Genomic DNA, 26,907 nt, shown 5'->3' with positions numbered 1-26,907 from the left:
TCCATCGAGATGCGCGACACCGACGAGGACGTCTTCCGCGCGGCGGAGGAACTCGGTATCGATCTGTCCCGGCGTGAGCCGAGCAGCGTGGAAGAGGTCTGACGGTCCCGTGCTCCACTGCGGCGCGCCGGGCCGGAGAAGGGTCCGGCGCGCCGCGGTGGAGCAGGACCGGAGGGGTCCCGGAGGCTCAGGCCGCGGCCTGCCGCACGAGGGCGGCGATGCGCGCCTCGGCGTCGGGGGTCAGCTCCTTGAGCGCGAAGGCGCACGGCCACAGGGCGCCGTCCTCGAGGGCCGCCCCGTCGTTGAAGTCGAGGATGGCGTAGCGGGACTTGAACTTCGCCGCGGGCTTGAAGGAGCACACGATGTTGCCGTCCTTGGCGTAGGCCGGCATGCCGTACCAGGTCTTCGGCATCAGGTCCGGTGCGACGGCCCTGATGAGGGCGTGCACCGCCTCGGCCAGCACGCGGTCGTCCTCGGCCATCTCGGCGATCTTCTCCAGCACGTCGCGCTCGCCGTCGGCCGCCGACGCCTTCCCGCCGCGCCGCGCGGCCTTCTTCAGCTCGCTGGCGTGCGCCTTCATCGCGGCGCGCTCGTCCTCGCTGAAGCCCTCGAAACCCTTGCCGGCCGCGGCGGTGTTGTTGGTGGTGCTCATGGTGAAATCTCCTTCTCTGTGGGGTGAATGCTAGTACTGACCGTTTTGTGGGATGGTGTCGCTCAGCCCCAGGCGCCGGCGATCTGCCGGGTGGTGGCGTTGAGCCGGTTGAACAGGTTCGTCACGCCGATCATCAGCACGATCGCGGCGAGCTGCTTCTCGTCGTAGTAGGTGGCGGCCCGGTCCCAGACCTCGTCGCTGACCGCGTCGGCCCGGTCGGCCAGCCGCGTGGCGGACTCGGCCAGCTCCAGCGCCGCCCGCTCCTCCTCGGTGAAGTACGGGGCCTCCCGCCAGGCGGTCACCGTGGCCAGCCGCTCCTCGCTCACCCCGGCCTTGCGGCCGCTCTTGACGCCCGCGTCCACGCACGCGCTGCACCCGTTGATCTGGCTGACCCGCAGGTGCACCAGCTCCAGCGTCGTGGCGTCCACCCCGCCGGCGTGCACCGCCTTGAACAGATCCTGGATCGACTGCATCGCGCCGGGCAGAACGAAGGCCGGGTTCTTCATCCGGGACTGCATGGTGGTTTCTCCCTTTTTCCTGGTCGGCGCCCCGTCCCCCGGGGCGTGACTCCATCTCAGCGCAGCGGGCCCGCCGCGACGATGCCCGTGGGACACCGTGGGACAGCCGGAATGCCGGTGGCCTGCGATGATTCGTCCCGGTAAGTTTCTTCACGGACGGGACAGAGAGGCAGGAACGCGTGACACGACAGCAGACGGCGGACCCCCAGGACGAGCTGGCCACCCGGCTGCGCCTGCTCCAGGAGCTCTCCGGGCACGGCGTACGGGCGCTCGCCCGCGAGACGGGCCTCAGCTCGTCGTCGTTGTCGCGCTACCTCAGCGGCCAGTCGGTGCCGCCGTGGGCCGCGGTGATCGAGCTGTGCCGCCTGGTCAAGCGCGACCCGCGCCCGCTGCGTCCGCTGTGGGACCGGGCGGCCAACCCCCTTCCGGCGCCGCCCAAGGCCAGCCGCCAGGTCCAGCCGCCCGCGCCGCCCGCCGGCGCTCCCCGTCCGCCGCGCAACGACCTGCCGCGTGACGTGCCGGACTTCACCGGGCGCGAGGCCCATCTCGACGCCGTGCTCGCCGCGGTCGCGCAGAGCCGGGTGGTCGCCGTCGACGGCATGGCGGGCGTCGGCAAGACGTGCCTGGCCGTGCACGCCGCGCACCGGCTCGCCGCCGACTACCCCGACGCCCAGCTCTACCTGGACCTGCACGGGTTCACCGACGGACGTGAACCGCTCGACCCCGACCCCGCGCTGCGCTCGCTGCTCGCCGCGCTCGACGTGCCCTCGGAGAAGATCCCGCAGGAGGGCGGCATCGAGCCGCTGGCCGCCTGCTGGCGGGCCGAGCTGGCCGGGCGGCGGGCCGTCGTGGTCCTCGACAACGCCGCCGGCGCCGAGCAGGTCCGCATGCTGCTGCCCGGCGCGGGCGAGTCCGTCGCCCTGATCACCAGCCGCAACCGGCTGCTGGGCCTGGAGGAGGTGCCGCCCGTCTCGCTGGACGTGCTCACCCCGCAGGAGAGCGCCCAGCTGCTGGCCCGCGCCAGCGGCGACCCCAGCGGGCCCGACGGGCGGCTGGCCCAGGACCCGGATGCGGCGGCCGAGGTGCTGCGGCTGTGCGGCCACCTGCCGCTGGCCCTGCGGCTGGCCGGGGCCCGGCTGCGCCACCGGCCCGGCTGGACCGTCGGCATCCTGGTCGAGCGCATGGCCGAGGGGCCGAGCGAGTTCGACACCGCCTTCGCCATGTCCGTACGGCAGCTCGACCGCGCCCAGCGCCGCCTGTTCCGGCTGCTGGGCCTGCTGTCCGGGTCCTCCTTCGACGACTACGTGGCCGCCGCGCTGGCCGGGGTGCCGCTGCGCGAGGCGCGGACGATGCTGGAGGACCTGCTCGACGCCCACCTCGTCCAGCAGCCCTCGCCCGGCCGGTACACGCTGCACGACCTCGTCCACCAGCACGCGCGCCGGGCCGCCGAGGAGCAGGACTCGCCGGCCGAGCGGGAGCAGGCGCTGGGCCGGGTGCTCGACTACTACGTGCACGCGGCGGCCGCCGCCGACGCCGCGATGCCGTACGAGTCGGGCAGCCGTGCCGCGTCGGCGGGCAGCCCGCCGGCCGCTCTGCCGGCGTTCGGCAGCAAGCACGCGGCGCTGGGCTGGTTCGTCACGGAGTACACCAACCTCATGGGCGCCTTCGAGGTGGCGGTCGCCACCGGCGCCGACGCGCACGCGTGCGAGCTGCCCCGCTTCATGCGCGCGTTCTTCGCCCGGCGCTGCGGCACCACCCACCTCAACGTGCTCTTCGAACGGTCGCTGGCGGCGGCCGAACGCCTGGGCGACCCGTGGCAGCTCGCCGAGGCGCACAGCGACCTGGGCTTCGCCCGCTACAACGCGGGCCGCATGGCCGAGGCGGGGGCCGCGTACGAGGCGGCGGCCCCCCTGGTGTCCCAGGCCGGCGACGCCCGCTCCGCGGCGGACCTGATGATGCGCCGCGGCTACCTGAGCTGGGACGAGGGCCACGTCGAGGAGCCGCTCGACCTGTTCAGGCAGGCGGCCCGGCTGTACGCCGACGCCGGCTGCCCGACGGGCGTGGCCCACGCCGCCGCCGACGAGGCGTGGGCGATGCTGCAACTGGGACGCCGGGAGGAGGCGGCCCGGCTGGCCCGCGACGCGCTGGAGCAGACGCACGGCGAGCCCGGCTGGCCGGCCACGCTGACCGCCCGGATCACCCTCGGCATGGCAATCGTCCACGAGGAGCCCGCAGAGGCCGCCCAGCACCTGAGCCAGGCCCTGGATCTGGCCCGCGAGGACGGCCACAAGCACAACGAGGCGTGGTGCCTCAACTGCCTGGGCGTCGCCCTGCGCCAGATGGGCCGCCACGAGGAGGCGCTGGAGAGCCACCGGCAGGCGTTCGCCCTCCTGGACGAGCTGTTCGAGGAGCACTGGAAGGTGCACTTCCTCTACGGCTACGCCGAGACCTGCCGCCTGGCCGGCCTGCCGGATGAGGCGCTGCGCCTGCACCGCCAGGCCCTCGAACTGGCGCCCAAGGTGGGCGCGCGGCACAAGGAGGCCCTGGCCCACGAGGGCATCGCGGCCGTGCTCGACGAGAGCGACCCGGCCGCCGCGGCCGAGCACCGCGCGGCGAGCCAGGCCATCCGCCGCGAACTCAACCCGGACGCCTGACCCCGTCCTCCTCGCGGACGGGCCGGGCGGCGGTCGCGCGGGCCAGCTCGGTGCGGTTGGCGACCTGGAGCTTGGCGTAGACGTGCGCCAGGTGGGTCTTGACCGTGCCCCGGCTGACGAACAGCCGGGCGGCGATCTCCGGGTTGGACAGCCCTTCGGCGGCGAGCCCGGCCACCGACCGCTCGGCCGGGGTCAGGCTCTCCCATCCGGACTCGGGCCGGCGGCGCGGCCCCCGCGCGCGGGTGGCGTGGGCGACCGCCGTGTCCAGGTCCATGCCGCGTCCCCGCTCGATGGCCGCGAGCAGTTCGCGGCCCTCCTCGCCGTCCGCGGCCGGGAGGGGGCGGGGCGCGGCCCCGAGGCCGGCGCGCGCCCGCTCGGCGGCGCCGGCCAGCACCCCGGCCGTCCTGACGGCCCCGCGACGCAGGTCGAGCAGCGCCAGCGACTCCAGGCCGGCCACCAGGCCGAGCACGAGGTCGTGGTCGACGTTGATCCGCAGGGCCTCGTGGTGCAGCCGCAGCGCGCGTTCGGGGTCGTTCTCGTGGGACAGCAGCGCCAGCTCGTCCAGCACCCCGGCGCGCACGCGCGGCATGCGCCCGGTGACCGGCGACCGCGACAGGGCGTCCAGCAGCCGCGCCGCCGCCGCCTCCGCGCCCGACCGGCGCAGCGCCGCCGCCAGCACGAGCTGGGTGTCGGGCGCCAGCCACGCCGCGTCCGGCTCCTCCTGCCAGCGGCCCTCCCGCCAGCACCACTCCACCGCCTCGCGCGGGCGGTCGTGCCCGAGCGCGAGCATCGCCTGGCAACGCTCCCACCCGGTGATGAACGGCAGCCGTCCGAGCCCGTCGATCAGCCGGTCCACGGGCTCCAGAGCGGCGGCGGCCTCGTCCAGGCGGCCCTGCAGGATGCGGATCTCCGCCAGGACGACCCGGGCCGAGCCGGTCCAGTGCAGGTCACGCAGCGGTTCCGCGGTCACGACGGCCCGCCCGGCCAGCTCGGCGGCCCGCTCCAGCGCGCCCGACCGGGCGGCGGCCAGCGCCCACCAGCCCAGCGCGAAGGAGGCCACGCCGCGGTCGCCGCGCGCGACCAGCCGCTCCACGGCCCGCTCGAAGCACTCGGTCGCCTGCCGGTAGTCGTCGCCGAGCACGTGCACCAGGCCGACGATCGCCTCGGCGCTGTCGGCGACGAACCCGTCCCCGGCCCGGACGGCCTCCTCCCGCACCGCGCGGGCCTCGGCCAGCGCCTCGGGCAGGCCCGTCGCCAGCAGGCCGAGCGCGATCAGCGGCCCGGCCGGCCGGGCGGACTCCGGGGCGCCGGTCGCCTCGGCCAGCTCCCGCGCCGCCCGCGCCACCTCGAACGCCTCGATCCCCGGCTCGGCGGTGTTGAGCACGAGCGCCAGCGCCGCCAGGACCCGGGCCTGGAGCGGGCTCGGCTCGTCCGCGCCGAGCGCCGCGGCCCGGCGCAGCAGCGCGGCTCCCTCGGCGCCGCGTCCCTCCAGGTGCCACAGCCACGCGCAGTCCGCGGCCAGGCGCCGCCCCCGCGCCGGGTCCGGACGCGACAACCCCCACTCGATCGCGGCCCGCACGTTGGGGTAGGCGGCGCCCAGCCGCGCCCGCCAGGCGTCCTTGTCGGTCTCCAGCAGCGGCGCCAGCTCCGCCGGCAACGACGCGTGGACGTCCAGGTGCAGGTCGCGCGCGGCGGTCTCCTCCCGCGCCGCCGCCAGGCGGTCCAGCGCGTACGCCCGCACCACCCCGAGCATCCGGTACCGGGCCACCGGGCCGGTCGTGTCGGCCACGACCAGCGACTTGTCGATCAGCCCCCGCAGCGCCCTGAGCAGGCGTCCGGCGCCGGGCCCGCCGAGCTCGGCCAGGCGGGTGACGGCGTCGGCGGTGAAGCCGGGCTCGAACACCCCGGCGCGCCGGAACAGCACCCGCTCGTCGTCGTCCAGCAGGTCGTGGCTCCAGCTCATCGACGCCTGCAGGGTGCGCTGGCGGAAGGGGGTGGTCCGCGCGCCGCCGTCCAGGAGGGCGTAGGGGGCGCTCAGGGAGTCGGCGATCTGCGCCAGCGACAGCGCGCCCGCCCAGCCGGCCGCCAGCTCCAGCGCGAGGGGCAGCCGGTCGAGCCGGTCGCAGATCCGCCTGGCCTGCGACCCGGCCACCCGTGCCGCGGCGGGGCCGGCCGCGTCCGGGGCGCCGGCGCGGACGCGTTCGAGGAACAGCTCCAGCGCGTCGGCCAGCCTCATCGGCGGCACCGGCCACACCCGCTCGCCGGGCACGCCGAGCCTGGACCGGCTGGTGGCGACCACCGCCACCCGCGGGCACTCGGCCAGGACGGCCGCGACGACCCCGGCCGCGTCGTCCAGCACGTGCTCGCAGTTGTCCACCACGAGGAGGAGGTCGCGCTCGCGCAGCGCGGCGGCCAGCACCGGCACCGGGTCCCGGTCGGCGGGCAGCGGGACGTCCAGCGCGGCGGCCATCCGGCGGCCGACCTGGCCGCCGTCGGTCTCCTGCTCCAGGCCGACCCAGAACACGCCGTCCGGCCACGCCCCGGACGCCGTCCGGCACAGGCGCATCGCCAGCCGGGTCTTGCCGCACCCGCCGGGACCGGTCAGGGTCAGGACCCGCCCGGCCGCCACCGCCGCGCCTGCCGCGGCCAGCTCCTCGGCCCGGCCCACGAACGACGACAACTCTGCCGGAACATGACGGACATCAGACATCGCCCGAAGTATGCCAGCAAATCAGCCAGGGATTCGGCGGCATCTCTGCCAGGTGGCCGATGTTCCCGGCCCGCCCGGACGGAAGGATCGTGCCCATCGGAACAAGCACCTCACCAGGAGATCCGGACATGACTCAGCACGACAACATCCAGGGCCGCAGGGTCGTCGGCAACATCTCGCTGTCCCTCGACGGCCGGGTCAGCGGGCCGGGCGGCGAGTACGACATGAGCTGGATCGTCCCGCACGCCCTCAGCGACGGCGCCCGCGACCACATGATCCGGGTGACCGGCGCGGCCACCACCGTCCTGCTCGGCCGCAGGAACTACGAGGGCTTCGGCTCCTTCTGGCCGGCGGTCGCCGGGGACGAGGACGCCGACCCCCGCGACCGGGCCTTCGCCCAGTGGCTCGACGAGACCGAGAAGATCGTCTTCTCCTCGACCCTGACGGACGCGCCGTGGCGGAACTCCCGCCTGGCCGAGGCCGGCCCCGCCGAGGAGGTCGAGCGGCTCAGGAAGCAGGCCGGCGGGGACGTCGTCGTCCTGGCCAGCGGCAGCGTCATCAGGGCCCTGCTGGAGGCCGACGCGCTGGACCGGCTCAGCATCACGCTCTGCCCGGAGGTGGCCGGCGGCGGCGCCCGGCTGTTCGAGGACGGCCTGCCCGCCGCGCACTGGTCGCTGACCGACCTGACGACCACCGACTCGGGCGCGATCTGCCTGCTCTACGACCGCCTGCGCCAGGGCTGAGCGGCCACACCCGCAGGTCAGGCGGGGAGCGGGGCCGTGGTGGCGCGGTGCCGGGCGAAGGTGAGCGCGACGACCGTCCCGAGCAGCATGCCCGCGGCCGCGACGAGCACCGCCGTGCGCATCCCCGAGGCGAGCGCGGGGCCGGTGGCCTCGCCCACCCCGCCGGCCGCGACCAGCACCGCCAGCCCGAGCGCCGCGCCGACCTGGAGCGCGGTGGAGGCCATGCCGGACGCGATCCCCTGCTCGCCCGCCGCCACGCCGGTGGCCGAGGCGATCCACATCCCGGTCCAGGTGAGGCCCTGGCTGACGCCCGACACGACGATGCCGGGCAGCACAGCCCAGTACGAGCCGTCGGCGCTGATCCCCATCGCCAGCAGCGCGGTGCCCGCCGCCCCGCCGACGGTTCCGCCGAGCAGCGTCACCCGCATCCCGATCCGCCCGGCCAGCCGCCCGCCGAGCTGGGTGCCCAGCGCGATCAGCAGGGACGGCACCAGGAACGCCAGCCCGGTCGCCACGGCGCCGTACCCGAGCACGGTCTGGAAGTAGATGGTCAGGAAGTACGGCAGCGCGTTGAACGTGGCGCCGAAGACCAGGATGAGCGCGACGGCCGAGCTGAGGCTGCGGTTGCCGAACAGCCGCAGCGGCATGAGGGGGTCGGCGCCCGCCTTCTCGACCGCGACGAAGGCGCCCAGCAGCACGGCGGCCAGCACGAACCCGCCGGTGATGAGCGGCGAGCTCCACCCGGACTCGGGCCCCTGGATGAGCGCGTAGGCGAGCAGGCTGACGCCGCCGGTGGCCAGCACCGCGCCCGGGACGTCGAACCGGCGGCCCCGCGCGCGGGCCCGGTCGGCGGGCAGCAGCAGCCACGCTCCGGCGATCGCGACGACGGCCAGCGGCACGTTGACGTAGAAGACCGCCTCCCAGCCCCAGGCGCCGGTGAGCAGGCCGCCGAGCAGGGACCCGAGCGCCAGCCCGCCGGCTCCGGCGCCGCTCCACACCGCCAGCGCCCTGTTGCGCGCCGTCCCCTCGGCGAAACCGGTGTTGACCAGCGCCAACGTGGCCGGGAACAGCAGCGCGCCGCCCAGTCCCTGCGCGGCCCGCGCGGCGACCAGCGCCCCGGGGCTCTGCGCCATGCCGCCGGCCAGGGAGGCGAGCGCGAACAGCGCCAGCGCGCCGACGAACATCCGGCGGTGGCCGAGCAGGTCGGCCGCCCGGCCACCGAGCAGCAGGAAGCCGCCGTACGCGACGGCGTAGGCGCTGGCCACCCACTGCAGGGTCTGCGGGGAGAAGTCCAGGTCGGCGCCGATCCTGGGCAGGGCGACGAAGACGATGTTGAAGTCGAGGGAGGTGATGAGCTGGGAAAGGGCCAGCAGGGCGAGGATCAGGCCGGGTCGGCGTCTCATGTCCACCTTCATACGAATGTCCGGGAAATACGTACAGTTCGGGATCCTCGTACAATTGGGGGACGCTCGTCAAATCACCGTCCGGTGAAGAGGCGGGAACGAGAAAGGGCCCTCGCGAGATCGCGGGGCCCGTTTCTTCGTGCGCGGATTCGACCGGCGCGGGGGATTACTGCTGGTCCTGCGCCTTCTTCGCGGGGAGGGCGTAGGCGAGGGCCGCGCCGAGGCAGAGCGACAGCGCGAGCCCCAGCAGGATGTTGTGCAGGGTGACGCCGAGGCCCATGCCGATCGCGATGCCGGAGGCCAGGCCGATGGTCCAGTTGGGGGTGGTGCGCTGCGCGTTGTTCGTCATGGTCCGATCCTGTCGGAGCCGGCGGATCCGACGTAGACGCCGCAGTCACGGGTGGGCGATGACAGAAGTCATGGCTCTCGCCGTACGTTTCTCAAGGCCGGCCCAACCGGTCAGGATTCGAGAAGCGCCCGGGTGGGCGTCCTCCGTAGCGTTGCTCTCATCGTCGGAAACGTCTGAAGCACCAAGGAGACACGGCATGAAAGCGCACGTCAGCTCTATCCTCCTCGCCGTCCGCGACATGGACGCGGCCAAGCGGTTCTACACGGAGGGCCTCGGCTGGAAGATCCAGAACGACTACGGCATCTCGGTGTTCTTCGAGTCCGACGGCGCCTCGCCCGTCGGCTTCTACGGCCGCGAGGGCCTGGCCGACCAGATCGGGCTGAGCCCGGAAGGCAGCGGGTTCAGCGGGGTCGTGCTCACCTATGTCGTCCGCAGCGAGGCGCGGGTGGACGAGATCATGGAGGAGGCCGAGAAGGCCGGCGCCACCATCCTCAAGCCCGCCGGCGCCCTGCCGTGGGGCGGGTACGGCGGCACCTTCGCCGACCCTGACGGCTACGTCTGGAGCCTGGGCTACAGCGACCAGGGCAAGGACCAGCCGTACGCCGAGTAGCCGCGGCGGGCGCCTCCACGGGAGGTGGTGAGGTCCGGCGCCGGCGCGTGATCGTGCCGACGCCGGACCACCGTGGACGGACCTGGATGTCTTGTCGGCTTTGCGAAAAATATCTTGATGAAGTAGCGTCACCCCCGTGACTGCCGGGTCGGCCTTGGGCCACGCACCAGAGAGCAGCCCGGCCCTGGCGTGATCGCCCGGCGGGCGCGCGGCCCGCCGCTTCCTCTTCTCCTCCTCAGCACGTCAGAGCAGAGACCATCACCCATGGAGAAGAGTGGATTTCAACAAGCAGGTCATCGACGAGTTCCGCGCCAACAACGGCCAGGTCGGCGGCTATTTCGAGGGAGCGAGACTGCTCCTGCTCACCACGACCGGCGCCCGTTCGGGCAAGCCGCACACCACCCCGCTCGGCTACCTGCCGGACGGCGGTGAGCGCATGCTGGTCATCGCCTCCGCCGGCGGGGCGCCGAGGAACCCCGCCTGGTACCACAACCTGCGCGCCAACCCTCGTGCCACCGTCGAGAGCGGCGTCTTCGTCTTCGACGTCGAGGCGGAGGTCCTGGAAGGGGCCGAACGGGACGCCGCCTTCGCCCGCGCCGTGGAGAGCGACCCCGGCTGGGCCGACTACCAGGCCAAGACGACCCGGATCATCCCCGTCGTCGCGCTGAAGGTGGTGCCGGGGCCGCCCCGGTCGACCGCGCCCTCCGGCGGGGCGTACCTCAAGCTGGTGCACGACGGCTTCCGCCGCGAGCTCGCGCTGATCCGCAAGGAGCTGGCCGACACCGGACGCCCCGGCCTGGGCGTGCAGCTGCGCATCAACTGCCTGACCATGTGCCAGGGGCTGCACCACCATCACACCGGCGAGGACACGATGATGTTCCCGGCGCTGGCCGAGCGGCACCCCTCGCTCGCCCCCGTTATCCAGCGGCTGGCCGTGGAGCACGAGCGCGTGAGCGTGCTGGTGGCGGAGCTGAAGGAGGCCCTGTCCGGTGACGACCCGGTGCGGGTGCGCGCGGAGATCGAGCGGCTGACGGACGACCTCGAAGCGCATCTGACGTACGAGGAGGAGCAGCTCGTGCCGATCCTCGACCTCGCCTGAGCCCGTTCAGGCCGAGACGGACGCGCGTGCCGGCGGCGCGGCGCTGAGCCGCCGGGTCGAGACGGCGACGACGAGCCCGAGCGCGGCGTAGGCCGCGCCGAGCAGGCAGGCGGCCGCCCATCCCGCGAGGCTGTAGGCCCAGGTGGTGGTGATCGCGCCGAGCGCGGAGCCGAGGGAGTAGCAGGCCATGTACGCGCCGATGACCCCGCTGCTCCGGTCGGGACGCGCGGTGGTGAGCAGGTGCTGGCTGCTGACGTGCACGGCCTGCACGGCGAAGTCGAGCACGATGACGCCGGCGATCAGCAGCCACAACGACCAGCCCGCCTGGGCGGTCAGCAGCCACGAGCCGGCGAGCAGCGCCAGCGACCACCCGGTGACCGAGGACGCCAGACCCCGGTCGGCCCAACGGCCGGCCCGGGCCGCGCCCAGCGCCCCGGTGAGACCGGCGAGCCCGAACAGCCCGATCTCGGTGGTGCCGAGGTGCCACGGCGCGGCGCCGAGGGGCAGCGCCAGCCCGCTCCACAACGTGCCGAAGGAGGCGAACAGGAAGAACGCGATCAGCCCCCGGCTGAGCAGGAGCCGGTCGCCGGCGACCAGCCGCCCCAGCGACGACAGCGACCGGCCGTAGGAGACCCGGGGGCGCCGGACGTCGGCGTCGAGGACGAGGCGGGCGGTGATCGCCAGCAGCACGCACAACGCGGCGATGACCAGGTAGACCGCCCGCCAGTCGGCCAGCTCGCCCAGCAGGCCCGCGACCATCCGGACCCCGAGGATCCCGGCCACCACGCCCGAGGTGACCGTGCCGATGTTGCGGCCGCGCTCGCCGGGCGGTGAGACGGCGGCGACGTAGGCCACCGTGACCTGGACGACCACGGCGAACAGCCCGGCCAGCGCCAGGCCCGCGATCGCCAGGCCGCCGCCGGGTGCGACGGCGGCCACCGCGGCGCCCACCGCCGTCAGCAGCAGGTGGGCCGTGATGAGCCGGCGCCGGTCGAACAGGTCGCCGAGCGGGACGAGCAGCACCAGTCCCGCCAGATAGCCGATCTGGCCGGCGGCGACCAGCCATCCCAGTGATCCGTCCGCCAGCCCGAGGTCCCGGCCCGCGGCCTGGAGGACCGGCTGGATGCCGTAGACGGGCGACACGGCCACCGCGCACACCAGCGCGAGCACGATCCGTTGCCTTCCGGTCAGTCCTGGCGACATGTCACTCCTCAATCAGTTTCAATATGCAACCGATCGGAGGCTAGGGCATAATGGTTTTGAATTGCAACTGATCGGAGGGCCCAGTGGACGTCACACTCGCCGCGGGAAGCGCCTGGACCGACCCGGCCTGCCCGGTCGCGCGCGCCGTCGACCTGGTCGGCGACCGGTGGAGCCTGCTGATCGTCCGTGACGCGATGGACGGCGCCACCACCTTCACCGAGTTCCACCAGCGGCTGGGGATCGCCCGCAACATCCTGACCGACCGGCTCCGCAAGCTGGTCGAGCACGGCATCCTGGACAGGCGGGCCGCCGCCGACGGCAGGCGGCACGCCTACCGGCTCACCGACGCCGGGCAGGACCTCTTCACGGCCGTCGTCGCCCTGCGCCAATGGGGCGAGCGCCACGCCTTCACCCCGGACGAGCCGCACTCCGTCCTGGTCGACGGCCAGGGTCGGGAGCTGCCCCGGCTCCACCCGCTCGGCCAGGACGGCACACCGCTCTCCGCCGAGACCTCACGCGTCAGGAAGACCTCCGCGTCCGGCTAGCCGGCGATGGTCCCCGGTTCAGGGGGCTTGGAGCGCCGCGTCGAGGAGGGCGTCGAGGAGCGGTATCCGGCGGTCGGTGTCGTCGCGGGTCGCGATGAGCGCGATGCTGATGTCGAGAGCGGGGATCCGGGCCTGCAGGGCGCGCAGCCCCGTCCAGCCTCCGCCATGGCGATAGACGACATGTCCGGCATATGACCGTACGCCCATGCCCCAGGCGTAGTCGATCGGCGTCCCGTCGTCGAGCCGTCCCGGGGTCTGCATGAGCGGTGAGACGCCGAGCTCGTCCGCGTTCAGTGCCTGGCTCCAGCGCAGCAGGTCGGCGAGGGGCGTCCACACACCCCCGTCGCCGAGTGACAGGGGTGCGGGGCGGGGGCGGACGAGCGGTGCGGCGCCCTCCGGCATGGGTTCGGGCCCCGGCCAGCAGCGGGTGCCGGTCATCCCCAGGGGGGCGAAGAGCCGGCGGTGGGCGAGGTCGGGCAAGGGCAGGCCGGACGCTTGTTCCAGCACCGCCGCCAGGCAGACGTACCCGGCGTTGGAGTAGGCGTGCGCGGTGCCCGGCGGGCGGTCCAGAGCCGGGAAGCGGGTGAGGGCCGCGAGAATGCCCGGCGTGGTGCGGTCGGCGGCGCCCTGGAGTGCGTCGATCTCGGCATCCGCCGGAAGGGCGGCCGTGTGGTGGACGAGGTGCCGGATCCGTACGGCGCCGGCCCACCCCGGCAACTCGGGCAACCAGCGCGACAGGGGCGACTCCATGTCCAGCGCCCCGTCCCGGACCAGCAGCGCCGCGCACGCCGCGGTCATCTGCTTCGACAGCGACGCGGCGTAGAAGACGGTCGTGGCGCTCATCGGTTCACCGGAGGCGGTCACTCCGCGCGCCACGAGGACGGGCGGCGCGCCGCGCCGGTGGATCCCGGCCACGATCGGTTCGTCGTCGCGGTAACCGGCCTCGGAGACGAGGGCCGCGGTTCGCCGGTGCAGTTCGGACATGACCCGATCCTCCCAGTGGGGTCCGGTCGCACGTTCCCGGAGTTTAGGAATGAGCGTTCTTGACTGAACGTTCCTTTACTGTCTAGGATCGAGGCATGGGACGACCAAGAGGATTCGACGAGGTCACCGTGGTACGGGCGGCGGCGGAGCTGTTCTCGACCCGGTCATACGACGGCATCTCCATGGACGAGCTGGTGACCCACCTCGGCGTACACCGCAACAGCCTGTACAAGACCTTCGGCAGCAAGCGCGGTCTCTACCAGGCCGCGCTGAGCTGGTCCCTGGAGCACGACGTCAACCCCCTGATCGACCGGATCGCCGCCGCCGGCGACCTGGCCGAGGCGTTGCGCGTGGCCGCCGAGCCGGCCGCCGAGGTGGGCCTCAACCTGCTGCTGCTGGCCGCGGTCGAACGCGCGCCGGTGGACCGCGAGGTCGCCGACCGGCTCGCCGCCGTGCTGGCCGCGTTCGACCAGGCCGCCAGGGCGGCGTCCGGGAGCGAGGGCACGGAGGACGACCTGGCCTTCGCGCTCACCGCGGCCGTCCTCGGCCTGCGGATGCGGGCCAGGGCGGGGACCGCGAACACCGATATAGACCAGGCCGGCGCCGCTCTGGCCCGCCGGCTCACCCACCACCACCACCAAGGAGCATGACATGGCGAGGATCAGCATTGACGGACAGGCGCTGGTCGTGGAGATCGAGGGCCTGGACAAGCTGTGGGCGTTGAAGAGCCGGCTGGTCATCCCGCTGGCCAACGTCCGCGGCGCCACCGCCGACCCGGGGATCGTCGGCGACCCCAAGGGGGTGCGCGCGCCCGGCGCCCACCTGCCCGGCGTCATCACCGCCGGAACGTTCCATCTCAACGGCGAGAAGGTCTTCTGGGACGTGCACGACGCCGCCAAGGCCGTGGTCATCGAGCTGGCCGACGAACGTTACGCCCGGCTGGTGATCGAGGTCGCCGACCCGCGCGCCGCCGTGGCGCTCGTCGAGGAGGCCATCACCGTCCGCTGACGGCCGATCCTGGATCAAGGGCTGGAGCAGAAGCGCTACCGGGACACTCCGAGCGTGCGGTCCACCCGCGCGAGCCGTCGCACGGCCTCGGCCAGCTCGGTGTGCCCGGCGGTCGCGGCGAAGCCGAGGCGCAGGCAGGCCGCCGGGAGCTCGGTGGCGAAGTAGCGGTTTCCGGCGCTGACGGCCACACCGTCGCGGCGGGCCGCGTCGGCGACCACGGCGTCGTCGGCGCCACCGGGCAGGCGCACCCACAGGTGGAGGCCGCCGGCGGGCACGCGGTCGAGGGTCCAGCCGGGCAGCTCGGCCAGGACGGCGGCGGCCAGCGTCGCGCACCGCTCCCGCAGCGCCGCGCCCAGCGACCGCACGTGCCGTTCCCAGGCGGGCGAGGTGAGCAGTTCGAGCGCCGCCTCCTGCAGCGGGCGGCTGACGAAGAAGTCGTCGACCAGCCGCACGGCGCGCAGGCGTTCCATGACCGGGCCCCGGGCGGTCAGGGCGCCGATGCGCAGGCTGGGCGCGGCCGGCTTGGTGAGGGAGGTCAGGTGCACGACCGTGCCGTCGCGGTCGTCGGCCAGCAGCGGCGGCGGCACCGGCGCGCCGTGGCCGAGGTGGCGCGCGAAGTCGTCCTCGATCACGAAGGCGCCGGCCGCGCGGGCGGTGTCGAGGACCTGCCGGCGGCGGCCCGGGGCCAGCACCGCACCGGTCGGGTTGTGGTAGGTCGGCTGGCAGTAGAGCAGGCGGGCGCGGGTCAGGGCGAAGGCGTCGGCCAGCAGGTCGGGCTTGAGGCCGTCGGCGTCCGTCGGCACCGGCACCGGGCGCAGGCCGGCCGCCCGGGCGGCGGCGATGGCCCCGGGGTAGGTGGGCGACTCCATCAGGACGGGGTCGCCCGGCCCGGCGATGGCCCGGAACGCCATGGAAAGGGCGCTCTGCCCGCCGGCCGTGATCAGAACGTCCTCGGCGTTCACACCGCCGCCCGCCATCGTGGCGAACACGCCGCGCAGGGAGGCCAGACCGGCGGCCGGGGCACGGTCCCAGGCGTCGGGACGTCGGGCCGCGCGGGCCAGCGCGGCGGTCAGGGCGCGGGTGGGCTGGAGCGAGCGGTGCAGGTAGCCGCCGTCCAGCAGGATCGTGCCCTCGGGGAGCGCGCCGACCGCGCCGGCCAGGCTGCGGGTGTCCACGGCCCGGTCGGCGAGGGTGACGGACTGCCACGCGGTGTCGGGGACGCCGGCCCGCCGCCGCGCCGGGGCCGCGACGTACGTGCCGCTGCCGGGACGGGTGACCACCACCCCCTCGGCGGCCAGCGCGGCGATCGCCTGCGACACGGTGGCGGGGCCGACCTTGTAGCGCCGGATCAGCTCCCTGCTGCTCGGCAGCCGGTCGCCCGGCGAGAGCCGGTCGATCATCGTGCGCATCCTGGTCGCCAGCTCGGCCGAACTGCTACTGTCGGACATGAGAATCGATGATAGCGCTTCCAGCACTTCGCCAGAATCGCTTCTGGACGTCGCGGCCCTGCGCGCCGACACCCCGGGAGCCGCCGAGGTCGTGCACTTCAACAACGCCGGGTGCGGCCTGCTGCCCGCTCCGGTGCTGGCCGCGATGGTCGACCACCTGCGGCTGGAGGCGCACCTCGGCGGCTACGAGGCGGCCGCCGCCCGCGCGGCGCAGGTCGCCGAGTTCTACGCCGAGACCGCCGCCCTGATCAACTGCGCTCCGCGCAACATCGCCTTCGCCGGCAGCGCCACCCACGCCTTCTCCACCGCGCTGTCGGCGATCCCGTTCGCGGCCGGGGACGTCGTCCTGACCACCCGCAACGACTTCATCTCCAACCAGATCGCCTTCCTGTCGCTGGCCAGGAGGTTCGGGGTACGGGTCGTGCACGCGCCCGACCTGCACGAGGGCGGCGTGGACGTGCCAGCCATGGCCGCGCTGATGCGCCGGCACCGCCCGCGCCTGGTGGCCGCCACCCACATCCCCACCAACTCCGGCCTGGTCCAGCCGGTCGCCGAGATCGGCCGGCACTGCCGCGAGCTGGACCTGCTCTACCTGGTGGACGCCTGCCAGTCGGTCGGCCAGTACCCGATCGACGTCGAGGAGATCGGCTGCGACCTGCTCACGGCCACGTGCCGCAAGTTCCTGCGCGGCCCGCGCGGCTCCGGCTTCCTGTACGTCGCCGACCACGTCCTGGACGCCGGCTACGAGCCGCTGTTCATCGACATGCACGGCGCGCGCTGGACCGAGCCGGGCCGCTACGAGCCGGTCGCGACGGCGGCCAGGTTCGAGGACTGGGAGTTCCCCTACTCCGTCGTGCTCGGCTGCGCGGCCGCCGCCCGCTACGCCCGCCGGGTGGGCGTGGACGCCGTCGCCCGGCGCACCCCGGCCCTGGCCGCCGGCCTGCGCGACGGGCTCGCCGCGCTGCCCGGGGTGCGCGTGCTCGACCGGGGACGGCGGCTGGGCGCCCTGGTCACCCTCGCCGTCGAGGGCTGGCGGGCGGAGCCGTTCAAGGCGGCGCTGGACGCGCGCGGCGTCAACTCGGCGCTCAGCTTCCGGCACTTCGCCCAGTTCGATTTCGGGGACAAGGACGTCGACTGGTGCCTGCGCCTGTCGCCGCACTACTACAACACCGAGCAGGAGGTGGACCTGGTCGTCGCGGCGGTCGCCGAGCTCGCCGCCACGCCTCGGTGACGGGTGCCGCGAGCGGCTGACGGCGGTTCCTTCCACGCATGTCCCAACTTATGGCGAATTTCGCCAGAAGATCTAGACGTACGGCATTACGCGGGTGACAATCCGTTCGTCAATCGAAGATCGCCTGGTCCCGCGCGGACCTCTGGTCGACATGCGAGGACCGATGCGGGTTGTGCGTGGGCTGGTCGCGGCCGTCTTGGCGTTCACGATCCCGGCGGTGCCGCCCGCCGGCGCGGAGCCGCCGGAGGCAGGCGCGCCTCCGGCGGCGAGCGCGCCCCCCGCGTCCCTCGCGCCGGAGGCGGCCGCGACCGCCGCGGCCAGGCGTACCGGCCGGCCGGTCGAGATCGAGTCGATGCGCAGCGAGACCCGCCAGGTCTTCGCCCGCCCGGACGGCACCTTCACCCTCGAACAACACGCCCGCCCCGTCCGCGTCCGCCAGGCCACCGGCTGGGTGCCCGTGGACACCACGCTCCGCCTGCGTCCCGACGGCGCGGTGGAGCCGGCGGCGACGGCGGCCGGGCTGACCTTCTCCGGCGGGGGCGGCGGCCCCCTCGCCCGCCTGTACCGCGGCGGCAAGGCCCTGGAGCTGAGCTGGCCGGGCACGCTGCCCAGGCCCTCGCTGGACGGCGACACCGCCACCTACCCCGAGGTGCTGCCCGGCGTGGACCTGCGGGTCACCGCCGACGTGGACGGGTTCTCCCACGTCCTGGTGGTCAAGACGCGGGCCGCCGCGCGAGCCCTGCCCGACCTGGACTTCCCGCTGTCGGTCAGCGGCCTGTCGCTCACCGCCGACAAGGCGGGCAACCTGGAGGCGGTCGACCGCACCGGCGGCACGATCTTCATCGCGCCCACCCCCACGATGTGGGACTCGACGGGCGCCGGCCAGGCCGCGGTCAAGGAGGGCCGCGCGCCCGAGGCCCGCCAGGCCACCATGGGCGTCTCGCTCGAAGGCAGGAAACTGCGGCTGCGGCCGGACCGCGCGATGATGAGCGACCCGAAGACGCGGTACCCGGTGTTCCTGGACCCGTACTTCTCGGCCGCCCGCGGCGCCTGGACCGCCGTGTGGAGCAACTGGCCCAGCTCCAACTACCTCAACTCCAGCGACGTCGCCCGCGTCGGGCACGTCAACTCGCAGACCAACCGCTCGTTCTTCCAGATGAACACCGGCGCCACGATCCACGGCAAGCAGATCATCAAGGGCACGCTGCGCACGTACGAGACATGGTCGTACTCGTGCAGCGCCCGCGCGGTCGAGGCGTGGTCCACCAACACGATCAGCAAGAGCACCACCTGGAGCAACCAGCCCAAGTGGGTCAAGAAGCTCTCCACGGTGAACGTGGCCAAGGGCTGGGGCTCGGCCTGCCTGCCCGGCGGCGTCGAGTTCGACGTCACCTCCCAGGTCGCCGACGCCGCCGCCAACAAGTGGCCCAACATCACCGTCGGCCTCCGCGCCACCAGCGAGACCGACCAGTACGCCTGGAAGAAGTTCCGCAACAACCCGAGCCTGGTCATCGAGTACAACTCGCTGCCGACCGACCCGGTGGCGGCCGACGCCTGGTCCGACCCGGGCGGCCCGTGCGTCTCCGGCGACGACCGGCCGGTCATCAGCACGCCCACGCCCAAGCTCTGGGCCCGGCTCAAGGACGCCGACAACTCCGTCAGGGGCCGCTTCGAGTGGTACCGGGCCGACGGCACCAAGGCCGGGGAGTACCTGACCCCCTTGGGCTCGACCGGCACGGCCTTCTCCGCCCTCGTCCCGCAGAGCCTGTACGCCGACGGCGCGCTGGTCCGCTGGCGGGTCCGCGCCGAGGACGGCAAGGCCAACAGCGCCTGGAGCCCCTGGTGCGAGGCCACCGTGGACGCCACCGCCCCCGGCCGGGAGCCCGAGGTGTCCTCCGACCGGTTCACCGAGAACGGCTGGAGCGACGGCGTCGGCCTGGCGGGCGGGTTCACCTTCGCCCCCAACGGCGTCACCGACGTCGCCGCCTACGTCTACGGCCTGGACACCGCCCCCAAGACCGAGGTCCCGCCCGCCCAGGACGGCACGGCCGCGATCACCCTCACCCCGCGCCACGACGGCCCGAACGTCCTGTCGGTGCGCAGCAAGGACCGCGCCGGGCAACTCGGCCCGATCCGCACGTACGTCTTCAACGTCAACGCCGGACGGGGACCGGCCGGCCACTGGCCCATGGACGAGGGCCAGGGCGGCACCGCCGCCGACGCCGCCGGCACCCACCCGGCCACCCTGTACGGCGCCACCTGGACCTCGGGCCGGACCGGCGGCGCGGTGTGGCTGGCCAACGCCTACGCCCAGACCGGCGGCCCGGTCGCCGACACCGGACGCAACTTCGCCGTCACCGCCTGGGTCCGGCTGACCGGCACCGCCGCCTCCGCCACCGCCGTCACCCAGGAGGGCGGCCGGACCGGCGCGTTCTCCCTGCAGTACAGCAAGGCCGACAACCGCTGGGCGCTGGCCGTCACGGGCGCCGACGCCGACGCCGCCACGGCCGTGCGCGCGCTGTCGGCCGCCGCGCCCCGGCTGAACGAGTGGACCCACCTGACCGGCGTCTACGACTCGGCGGCCGGTCAGATCTCCCTCTACGTCAACGGCCGGCCGGAGTCCTCGGTCGCCGTCCCCGCGCCGTGGAACGCCACCGGCCCGCTGACCATCGGCCGCGGCAAGGCGACCGGCGCGGCGGCCGACTTCTGGCCCGGCGACGTGGACGACGTGCGGCTCTACGGCCGCGCCATGTTCGCCGACGAGGTCGCCGACCTGGTCAACAGCGCCGCCACGCTGGTCGGTCACTGGAAGCTGGACGAGGACGGCGGCCTGTCGGCCGCCGACTCCTCCGGCCGGGCCACGCCCGCCGCGCTGGCCGGCGCCGCCACCTGGACCGACGGCTGGCTGGACGGCGCCCTCGCGCTCGACGGCGCGACCGGCTACGCCCAGACCGCCGCGCCCGCCGTCGCCACCGGCTCCGGGTTCACCGTCGCCGTCTGGACCCAGCTCGACTACCTGCCCGCCAAGGACACCGCCGCCGTCGCCCAGCCGGGCACCAGAGCGGCCGGGTTCCAGCTCGGCTTCGACAAGGAACAGGGGCGGTGGGCCCTCGGCATGGCCGCCGCCGACACCGACACCGCCGCCCTCGTCCGCACCCGCTCGGACGCCGTCCCCGCCCCCCTGGAATGGACGCACGTCGCCGGCGTGTACGACGCCCTCGCCGGCGAGCTGCGCGTCTACGTCAACGGCCGCCTGTCGGCCACCACCGTCACCCCCCACGTGAGCACCTGGACCGCCACCGGCCCCCTGCAACTGGGCCGGACCAGAACAGCGGGCGTCTTCACCGGCTACTGGCCGGGGACCGTCGACGACGTCCGCACGTACGACGGCGTGCTCAGCGCCGAGCAGATAGCCCAGCTAGCAGCCCAGTAGCCCCTCCCTGGGAGAATCCGTGGACAGTGAGTTAGAGCTGCCAGAGCCCAACTGGAATCGTTTTCAGCAACCCGCCGCCGAACCCGACGCCCCCGACCCCCGCTGGAACCGCTTCCAGGGCGTCAAGCCCGAGACCGCCTGGCCGCGCAGGCTGGCGACCGTGCTCACGGTCGTGCTCCTGGCACCCATGGCGTACGCGATGCCCGCCTCCGCCGCGCCCCGCAAGGCGCCGACGGTGCAGAAGGAGACGCCGGTCAAGGGCGGGAAGGTGCCCGTCCTGCCGCCGCTCGCCGATCCCGCCTCCAAGCAGGCGTGGAAGGCCCCGCCCAAGGTCGCCTGGCCCGCCGCCGGCACCGCCGAGCTGGGCGGTAGCGCCGCCACACTGGCCGCCGGGTTCCCGGTGCGGCTCGCCCCGGCCGCCAAGGGCGTGGCCGCGGCCGAGGCCGTCCCGGTCAAGGTGGAGCTGCTCAGGACCGACCTGCTCGGCGTCGCGATGCGCGTGTCGCCCGGCCAGGGCGTCACGGCGGCCAAGGCGGCCGGGAAGACCCGGCTGGAGATCGACTACTCCGGCTTCCGGTACGCCTTCGGCGGCGACTACGGCGCCCGGCTGCGCATGGTCGAGCTCGACGAGTGCGCGCTCGACGCCAAGGCCGCCGCCACCTGCGCCGCGCCGCGGCCGGTCAGGAGCGACAACGACGCCAAGGCGGGCAAGCTGACCGCCGAGGTCGAGACCACCGGCCTGTACGCCGTGACCGCCGCCGCCTCCGGCCCGTCGGGCGACCACGCCGCCACCTCGCTGGCCGCCTCGGCGAGCTGGAGCGTCGGCAACCAGTCCGGCGACTTCTCCTGGAGCTACGACCTGCGCACCCCGCCCGCCCTGGGCGGCGACGAGCCCGACCTGTCGCTCGACTACTCCTCCCAGAGCGTGGACGGCCGCACCGTCTCCACCAACAACCAGCCGTCCTGGGTGGGGGAGGGCTTCGAGCTGAACCCCAGCGGCTACGTCGAACGCCGCTACAAGGCGTGCATGATCGACGGCAAGAAGACCGGCGACCTGTGCTGGGACCAGGACAACGCCACCCTGTCGCTCGGCAACTCCGCCGTCGAGCTGGTCAAGGACGCCACCACCAAGCAGTGGCGGCCCAAGCGCGACGACGGCACCCGCATCGAGTACCTCACCGGCGCCACCAACGGCGACAACAACGGCGAGTACTGGCGGGTCACCACCGCCGACGGCACCCAGTACAGCTTCGGCCTGAACCGCCTGCCCGGCTGGGTCACCGGCAAGCCGGAGACCAAGTCGGTGCAGACCGTGCCGGTGTTCGGCAACAACAGCGGCGAGCCGTGCTACTCCAGCACCCCCGCCAACGCCTGGTGCCAGCAGGCCTACCGGTGGAACCTCGACTACGCGGTCGACACCCACGGCAACGCCACCACGTACTGGTACGAGAACGAGAAGAACTACTACGGCCGCAACATGAAGCCCGAGCTGGGCACCGTGTACGTGCGCGGCGCGTACCTCACCCGCGTCGACTACGGCTACCTGAGCAACGAGCTGTTCACCAAGGCCCCGGCCGCCCGGGTGGTCTTCGACGTGGCCGAGCGCTGCCTGCCCTCCGGCACCGTCACCTGCGCCGCCGACCAGCTCAAGAAGGAGACCGCGGCGTCCCGGCCGGACGTGCCGTTCGACCAGATCTGCGACGCCGGGGTCAAGTGCACCGACCGGCTGTCGCCGACGTTCTTCTCGCGCAAGCGGCTGGCCAAGGTCACCACGCAGGTGCTCAGCGCCTCCGGCCAGTACAGCCCGGTCGACTCCTGGACGCTGACCCACCAGTTCCCCGCCACGGGCGACGGCCTCAGCCCGTCGTTGTGGCTGGCCTCGGTCCAGCAGAGCGGCCACGTGGGCGGCACCCTCACCATGCCGAAGATCACCTTCAGCGGCGTGCAACTGCCCAACCGGGTGGACGCCAACGAGGGACGCGCGCCGCTGGTCAAGTGGCGGGTCCAGGCCGTGAACAACGAGACCGGCGGTGAGCTGCGGGTCAACTACGCCGCGGCCGACTGCAAGCCCGGCGACGTGCCCGCCGCGGCCGACAAGAACAACCGGCTGTGCTTCCCGCAGCGCTGGGCGCCGCCCGACGAGGGCGAGGTCACCGACTGGTTCCACAAGTACGTCGTCACCCAGACCGTCGAGGTGGACCGCGTCGCCGGCTCGCCGAACGTGGTCACCGACTACGAGTACCTCGACGGCGGGGCCTGGCACTACGCCGACAACATCCTCGTCAAGCCCGAGCAGCGCACCTGGTCGGACTGGCGCGGATTCGGCCGCGTGCGGGTGCGCGAGGGCGACGGGCAGGACACCCGGCGCACGCTCACCGAGTTCAGGTACTTCCGCGGCATGCACGGCGACAAGCAGGCCGACGGCTCCAAGCGCACCGCGCAGGTCGTCGACACCGAGGGCGGCAAGCTGGACGACCTCGACCAGCTGTCCGGCTTCGAACGCGAGGAGATCCTCTTCGACGGCGACAGCGCGACGGTGCTCACCGCGACCGCCGAGGAGCCGTGGTCGCTCAAGACCGCCGAGTCCACCCAGGGCGGTGTCACCAAGACCGCCTACGTGGTCGAGCCCAAGTCGATGGTGACCCGCACGGCGCTGGCGGGCGGGGCGTGGCGGCGTACCGGCGAGGAGCGCTCGTACGACGCCAAGGGCCTGCTCACCCAGGTGGAGGAGAAGGGCGACCTGGCCAAGACCGACGACGACCAGTGCACCCGCTACACCTACGCCCGCAACGACACCGCCTGGATGCTCGACTACGCCAGCAGGATCCAGAAGGTCGCCGCGAGCTGCGGCACCGCCGTCTCGGCCCTGGCCGCCGGCGAGGTGATCTCCGACGAACGGGTCCAGTACGACAACAAGGCCTACGGCCAGGCGCCCACCAAGGGCGACGTGACCACCGTCCAGCAGCTCGGCGCGGCCGACGGGTCGACCGTCACCGACAGCACCCACACCTACGACGTCTACGGCCGCGAGACCAGCGAGACCGGCCCGGTCGGGACGAAGTCCACCATCACCTACAGCCCGGCCACCGGCGCCCCGGCCACGGAGATCGTCGAGACCAACCAGCTCGGCCACGTCGAGCGCACCCTCGTCGAGCCCGCCTGGGGCGAGCCGGTCGCCGAGGTCGACGCCAACGGCCGGCGTACCGACATGGAGCACGACGCGCTCGGCCGCCTGGTCAAGGTCTGGCAGCCGGACCGCAGCAAGGCCGCCGGCCAGTCGCCCAGCACCGAGTACGCCTACACCATGCGCACCGACGGCCCCAGCGTCGTCACCACCAAGACGCTGCGCGCCGACGGCGGCTACACCGTCAGCCACGAGCTGTACGACGGCCTGATGCGCGAGCGCCAGACCCAGGAACCCGCCCCCCGCGACGACCAGACGCAGGACCCGGCGCTGCGCGACGGGCGCACGATCACCGACACCTTCTACAACTCGCTAGGCGAGGTGAGCAAGTCCAACACCGGCTACTTCGCCACCGGCACGCCCGCCACCCAGCTGCTCGCGGTCGCCGACACCGACGTGCCCACGCAGGTCGTGTCGGTCTTCGACGGCGCCGGCGAGGTCAACGCCCAGATCCTGAAGGCCAAGGGCGTGGAGAAGTACCGCGTCTCGGCCACCCAGCAGGGCGACCGCGTCAACATCACGCCGCCGGCGGGCGGCACCGCGACGACCCGCATCGGCGACGCCGACGACCGGCTCGTCGAGCTGCGCCAGTACAAGGGCGCCACCCCGACGGGCCCGTACGAGTCCACCAGGTACACCTACGACCCCGCCGGCCGCCTGTCCACGGTGACCGACGCCGCGGGCAACGTGTGGCGCCACCACTACGACGTGCGCGGCCGGGAGATCAGGACGGAGGACCCGGACAAGGGCGTCACCACGATGACGTACAACGACGCCGACGAGCTGGTGAGCACCACCGACGCCCGCGGCAGGACCCTCTGGTACGTCTACGACGAGCTCGGACGCAAGAAGGAGCTGCGCGACGGCTCGGCCACCGGCACGCTGCTGGCCGAGTGGAAGTACGACGCGCTGGCCAAGGGCCACATGAACGCCAGCATCCGGTACGCGGGCGGGCAGGCGTACAAGGCGGAGATCAACGCCATCGACGCCGACTACCGCACGCTGCGCGAGACGGTGACCGTCCCCGAGCGGGAGGGCAAGCTGGCCGGCTCGTACGTGCTCAACACCCGCTACACCCTCGACGACCAGGTGCAGTCGGTCAGCTTCCCGGCCGGGGGCGGGCTGGAGGCCGAGTCGGTGGTCTACTCCTACGACGAGCTCAGCCAGCCGACCAAGGTCAGCGGGCTGTCGTCGTACGTGACCGCGACCCGCTACTCCAAGCTCGGCGAGACCCTGCAGTACGAGCTGGGCTCCGGCGGCAAGAAGACCTGGCTCACCTACACCCATGACGAGTCCACCCGCAGGCTGACCAGGATGCGGCTGGATCGGGAGGGCGCCGCCGCCACCGACCTCGACCTCGACTACGCCTACGACGCCGCCGGCAACATCACCAAGATCGCCGAACGGGCGGGCGGCCAGGACACGCAGTGCTTCACCTACGACCACCTGCGCCGGATGACCTCGGCGTGGACGGCCACCGACGACTGCGCGAGCGGCACGCCGGCCTCGGACAAGGTCGGCGGCGTGGCGCCGTACGCGGTCAGCTACGCCTACGACTCCACCGGCAACCGGGTCAAGGAGACCAAGCACGCCTGGGGCGGCGCGCCCGAGGCCGTGCGCACCTCGGTCTACCCGGCGGCCGGCGGCAAGCAGCCGCACGCGGTGCAGAGCATCGGCGCCGACCTGTTCGCCTACGACGAGGCCGGCAACACCACCCGGCGCAAGGTCGGCACGTCCGACCAGGCCCTCGTCTGGGACGCCGAGGGCAACCTGGAGTCGGTCACGGAGGCCGGCAAGACGACGTCGTTCGTCTACGACGCCGACGGCGACCGGCTGCTGCGCAAGACCGCCACGGACGCCACCCTGTACGTGGACGACATGGAGCTGCGCTTCGACTTCGCCAAGGACGCCGTCGAGCAGACCCGCTACTACACCGTCAACGGCGAGCCGATCGCCGTCCGCACTCCCGACAACCAGGTCTACTTCCTGGCCGCCGACCACCAGGGCACCGCGCAGGCCGCGGTGAACGGCGGCACCGGGGAGCTGGCCGTCCGGCGGACGACGCCGTTCGGTGAGGACCGGGGGTCGCCACCGCCATGGTGGCCGGGGCAGCGGTCCTTCGTCGGCGGCACCAAGGACCCGACGACCGGGCTCGTCCACCTGGGCGCCCGCGAGTACGACCCGAAGAACGGCCGCTTCCTGTCGGTCGACCCCATCATCGACGAGGAGGACCCGCAGCAGCTCAACGCCTACGCCTACGCCAACAACAGCCCCGTCAGCATGAGCGACCCCGACGGCCAGCTGTTCTGGATCGCCGTCGGCATCGCGGCCCGCATCGCGGCGCGGATCATCGCCAGGAAGCTGGCGCAGGCGGCGGCCCGGCGGGCGGCGCTCGCGGCGGCCCGGGCGGCGGCGCGGCGCGCGGCCATCGCGGCGGCCAAGCGGCGGGCGGCGGCGCTGGCCAGGAAGAAGGCGCTGGAGGCGGCCAAGAAGAAGGCCGCTGCGGCGGCCAAGCGCAGGGCATTGGCCGCGGCCAGGAAGAAGGCGGCGGAGAAGGCCAGGAAGGCGGCCGCGGCGGCGGCCAAGAGACGGGCCGCGGCGGCGGCCAAGAGGGAGGCACGCAGGAAGGCCGCAGAGGCGGCCGCCAAGCGGCGGGCCACGCAGGCGGCCAGGGCGCGTAACCGCTACCGGGCGGCCCAGGCCCGGCGCGCCCAGGCGGCGCGGCGCCCGGCACAGCGTCCGACCAGTCACCGGGCGGTGCAATGGCAGTCGCCGCCGAAGGCCGCCAGGCAGCCGGCGCAGCCGAGACCGAGCCAGGTCTACCGGAACGACGGCACCACGCAGCCGACCCAGTCCTACACCGTCTACCGCGACGGCAAGATGTACCCGGACGGGCCGCCGCCACCCAGCCTGACCAGGCCCCAGGGCTCCGGGCAGGCGGAGAAGCAGATCTTCAAACCGGAGAAGATCGAGCCGGAGAACACCCGGACGGGCACGATCGCCGAGACCGGCGCCCGCGTCACCCGATGGATCGACCAGAGCGGCCTGGACGACTTCCTCGGCGGCTTCTTCTGATCCCCCGCCCCGGGCGCGGACCGAACCCGGTTCCCGCGCCCGGGGCTCACCCGCCGGA

At 73.6% G+C, this 26,907-nt stretch carries 18 protein-coding genes; 10 read left to right on the top strand and 8 right to left on the bottom strand.

The annotated features are described in order from the left end of the window. Positions 1 to 187 precede the first annotated feature (187 nt). Together ABZ459_RS49700 and ABZ459_RS49695 are read right to left on the bottom strand one after the other, a co-directional pair. Positions 188 to 652, bottom strand: a complete 465-nt coding sequence (locus ABZ459_RS49700; protein ID WP_357987531.1) for a DUF1801 domain-containing protein — start codon at positions 650 to 652, stop codon at positions 188 to 190. 62 nt (positions 653 to 714) lie between these two features. Next, complete coding sequence (locus ABZ459_RS49695; RefSeq protein ID WP_357987528.1) at positions 715 to 1,170, bottom strand: carboxymuconolactone decarboxylase family protein; 456 nt, start codon at positions 1,168 to 1,170, stop codon at positions 715 to 717. A gap of 179 nt (positions 1,171 to 1,349) precedes the next feature. Here ABZ459_RS49695 and ABZ459_RS49690 point away from each other — a divergent pair, with 179 nt between their 5' ends. After that, positions 1,350 to 3,824, top strand: coding sequence for a tetratricopeptide repeat protein (locus ABZ459_RS49690; RefSeq protein ID WP_357987525.1), 2,475 nt, complete (start codon positions 1,350 to 1,352; stop codon positions 3,822 to 3,824). Here the strand turns inward: ABZ459_RS49690 and ABZ459_RS49685 are convergent. Next, positions 3,808 to 6,534: a LuxR C-terminal-related transcriptional regulator gene (locus ABZ459_RS49685; protein WP_357987522.1), complete on the bottom strand. Its 2,727-nt coding sequence runs from the start codon at positions 6,532 to 6,534 to the stop codon at positions 3,808 to 3,810. The genes ABZ459_RS49690 and ABZ459_RS49685 overlap by 17 nt on opposite strands. Positions 6,535 to 6,662: 128 nt before the next feature. Here ABZ459_RS49685 and ABZ459_RS49680 point away from each other — a divergent pair, with 128 nt between their 5' ends. Further along, complete coding sequence (locus ABZ459_RS49680; RefSeq protein WP_357987520.1) at positions 6,663 to 7,277, top strand: dihydrofolate reductase family protein; 615 nt, start codon at positions 6,663 to 6,665, stop codon at positions 7,275 to 7,277. Between the two features lie 17 nt (positions 7,278 to 7,294). Here the strand turns inward: ABZ459_RS49680 and ABZ459_RS49675 are convergent, their stop codons facing one another. Together ABZ459_RS49675 and ABZ459_RS49670 are read right to left on the bottom strand one after the other, a co-directional pair. Next, positions 7,295 to 8,680, bottom strand: coding sequence for an MFS transporter (locus ABZ459_RS49675; protein ID WP_357987517.1), 1,386 nt, complete (start codon positions 8,678 to 8,680; stop codon positions 7,295 to 7,297). Positions 8,681 to 8,846: 166 nt separating this feature from the next. Continuing rightward, positions 8,847 to 9,029, bottom strand: a complete 183-nt coding sequence (locus ABZ459_RS49670) for a hypothetical protein (protein ID WP_357987515.1) — start codon at positions 9,027 to 9,029, stop codon at positions 8,847 to 8,849. 196 nt (positions 9,030 to 9,225) lie between these two features. On the opposite strand from ABZ459_RS49670, the gene ABZ459_RS49665 reads away from it, so the two are divergent. Together ABZ459_RS49665 and ABZ459_RS49660 are read left to right on the top strand one after the other, a co-directional pair. Next, the gene (locus ABZ459_RS49665; protein WP_357987512.1) at positions 9,226 to 9,639 is read left to right on the top strand and encodes a VOC family protein; all 414 of its coding nucleotides are present in this window, start codon (positions 9,226 to 9,228) and stop codon (positions 9,637 to 9,639) included. Between the two features lie 274 nt (positions 9,640 to 9,913). After that, entirely contained in the window at positions 9,914 to 10,738 is an 825-nt protein-coding gene (locus ABZ459_RS49660; protein WP_357987509.1) for a nitroreductase/quinone reductase family protein, read from the top strand. Between the two features lie 6 nt (positions 10,739 to 10,744). On the opposite strand, the gene ABZ459_RS49655 is transcribed toward ABZ459_RS49660, so the two are convergent. Next, positions 10,745 to 11,941, bottom strand: a complete 1,197-nt coding sequence (locus ABZ459_RS49655; protein WP_357987506.1) for an MFS transporter — start codon at positions 11,939 to 11,941, stop codon at positions 10,745 to 10,747. Positions 11,942 to 12,024: 83 nt separating this feature from the next. Between ABZ459_RS49655 and ABZ459_RS49650 the strand changes: the two genes are divergently transcribed. Then, entirely contained in the window at positions 12,025 to 12,486 is a 462-nt protein-coding gene (locus ABZ459_RS49650) for a helix-turn-helix domain-containing protein (RefSeq protein WP_357987503.1), read from the top strand. An 18-nt stretch (positions 12,487 to 12,504) separates the two neighbouring features. Here the strand turns inward: ABZ459_RS49650 and ABZ459_RS49645 are convergent, their stop codons facing one another. After that, entirely contained in the window at positions 12,505 to 13,470 is a 966-nt protein-coding gene (locus tag ABZ459_RS49645) for a serine hydrolase domain-containing protein (RefSeq protein WP_357987500.1), read from the bottom strand. Between the two features lie 95 nt (positions 13,471 to 13,565). On the opposite strand from ABZ459_RS49645, the gene ABZ459_RS49640 reads away from it, so the two are divergent. Further along, on the top strand, positions 13,566 to 14,120 hold the full coding sequence (locus ABZ459_RS49640; RefSeq protein ID WP_357987497.1) for a helix-turn-helix domain-containing protein: 555 nt from the start codon (positions 13,566 to 13,568) through the stop codon (positions 14,118 to 14,120). 1 nt (position 14,121) lies between these two features. Continuing rightward, on the top strand, positions 14,122 to 14,478 hold the full coding sequence (locus tag ABZ459_RS49635) for a hypothetical protein (protein ID WP_357987494.1): 357 nt from the start codon (positions 14,122 to 14,124) through the stop codon (positions 14,476 to 14,478). Positions 14,479 to 14,513: 35 nt separating this feature from the next. Here the strand turns inward: ABZ459_RS49635 and ABZ459_RS49630 are convergent, their stop codons facing one another. Continuing rightward, positions 14,514 to 15,926 (bottom strand): PLP-dependent aminotransferase family protein, encoded by a 1,413-nt coding sequence (locus tag ABZ459_RS49630; protein WP_357987491.1) that lies wholly within the window; start codon positions 15,924 to 15,926, stop codon positions 14,514 to 14,516. Between ABZ459_RS49630 and ABZ459_RS49625 the strand changes: the two genes are divergently transcribed. The 3 genes from ABZ459_RS49625 (at position 15,925) to ABZ459_RS49615 (ending at position 26,849) form a co-directional block, all read left to right on the top strand. Then, on the top strand, positions 15,925 to 17,157 hold the full coding sequence (locus ABZ459_RS49625) for an aminotransferase class V-fold PLP-dependent enzyme (RefSeq protein ID WP_357987488.1): 1,233 nt from the start codon (positions 15,925 to 15,927) through the stop codon (positions 17,155 to 17,157). The two genes, ABZ459_RS49630 and ABZ459_RS49625, sit on opposite strands and share 2 nt — an antisense overlap. Positions 17,158 to 17,320: 163 nt before the next feature. Beyond that, positions 17,321 to 20,590, top strand: coding sequence for a LamG-like jellyroll fold domain-containing protein (locus ABZ459_RS49620; protein WP_357987485.1), 3,270 nt, complete (start codon positions 17,321 to 17,323; stop codon positions 20,588 to 20,590). 19 nt (positions 20,591 to 20,609) lie between these two features. Next, a complete protein-coding gene (locus ABZ459_RS49615) occupies positions 20,610 to 26,849 on the top strand; it encodes an RHS repeat-associated core domain-containing protein (RefSeq protein ID WP_357987482.1) in 6,240 nt (2,079 codons plus the stop codon). Positions 26,850 to 26,907 lie beyond the last annotated feature (58 nt).

Origin of the sequence: Nonomuraea sp. NPDC005692 (genome assembly GCF_040631115.1) — a bacterium.
Taxonomy (GTDB): Bacteria; Actinomycetota; Actinomycetes; order Streptosporangiales; family Streptosporangiaceae; genus Nonomuraea.
Note: the sequence above shows the minus strand (reverse complement) of the source record. Positions and strands in the feature narration are given on the sequence as shown.

Bases quoted from the DNA above. Each gene is read 5' to 3' on its own strand.
- ABZ459_RS49700 (WP_357987531.1), bottom strand. From the start codon at position 652: ATGAGCACCACCAACAACACCGCCGCGGCCGGCAAGGGTTTCGAGGGC.
- ABZ459_RS49695 (WP_357987528.1), bottom strand. From the start codon at position 1,170: ATGCAGTCCCGGATGAAGAACCCGGCCTTCGTTCTGCCCGGCGCGATG.
- ABZ459_RS49685 (WP_357987522.1), bottom strand. From the start codon at position 6,534: ATGTCTGATGTCCGTCATGTTCCGGCAGAGTTGTCGTCGTTCGTGGGC.
- ABZ459_RS49680 (WP_357987520.1), top strand. From the start codon at position 6,663: ATGACTCAGCACGACAACATCCAGGGCCGCAGGGTCGTCGGCAACATC.
- ABZ459_RS49675 (WP_357987517.1), bottom strand. From the start codon at position 8,680: ATGAGACGCCGACCCGGCCTGATCCTCGCCCTGCTGGCCCTTTCCCAG.
- ABZ459_RS49670 (WP_357987515.1), bottom strand. From the start codon at position 9,029: ATGACGAACAACGCGCAGCGCACCACCCCCAACTGGACCATCGGCCTG.
- ABZ459_RS49665 (WP_357987512.1), top strand. From the start codon at position 9,226: ATGAAAGCGCACGTCAGCTCTATCCTCCTCGCCGTCCGCGACATGGAC.
- ABZ459_RS49655 (WP_357987506.1), bottom strand. From the start codon at position 11,941: ATGTCGCCAGGACTGACCGGAAGGCAACGGATCGTGCTCGCGCTGGTG.
- ABZ459_RS49645 (WP_357987500.1), bottom strand. From the start codon at position 13,470: ATGTCCGAACTGCACCGGCGAACCGCGGCCCTCGTCTCCGAGGCCGGT.
- ABZ459_RS49640 (WP_357987497.1), top strand. From the start codon at position 13,566: ATGGGACGACCAAGAGGATTCGACGAGGTCACCGTGGTACGGGCGGCG.
- ABZ459_RS49635 (WP_357987494.1), top strand. From the start codon at position 14,122: ATGGCGAGGATCAGCATTGACGGACAGGCGCTGGTCGTGGAGATCGAG.
- ABZ459_RS49625 (WP_357987488.1), top strand. From the start codon at position 15,925: ATGAGAATCGATGATAGCGCTTCCAGCACTTCGCCAGAATCGCTTCTG.
- ABZ459_RS49630 (WP_357987491.1), bottom strand. From the start codon at position 15,926: ATGTCCGACAGTAGCAGTTCGGCCGAGCTGGCGACCAGGATGCGCACG.
- ABZ459_RS49620 (WP_357987485.1), top strand. From the start codon at position 17,321: ATGCGGGTTGTGCGTGGGCTGGTCGCGGCCGTCTTGGCGTTCACGATC.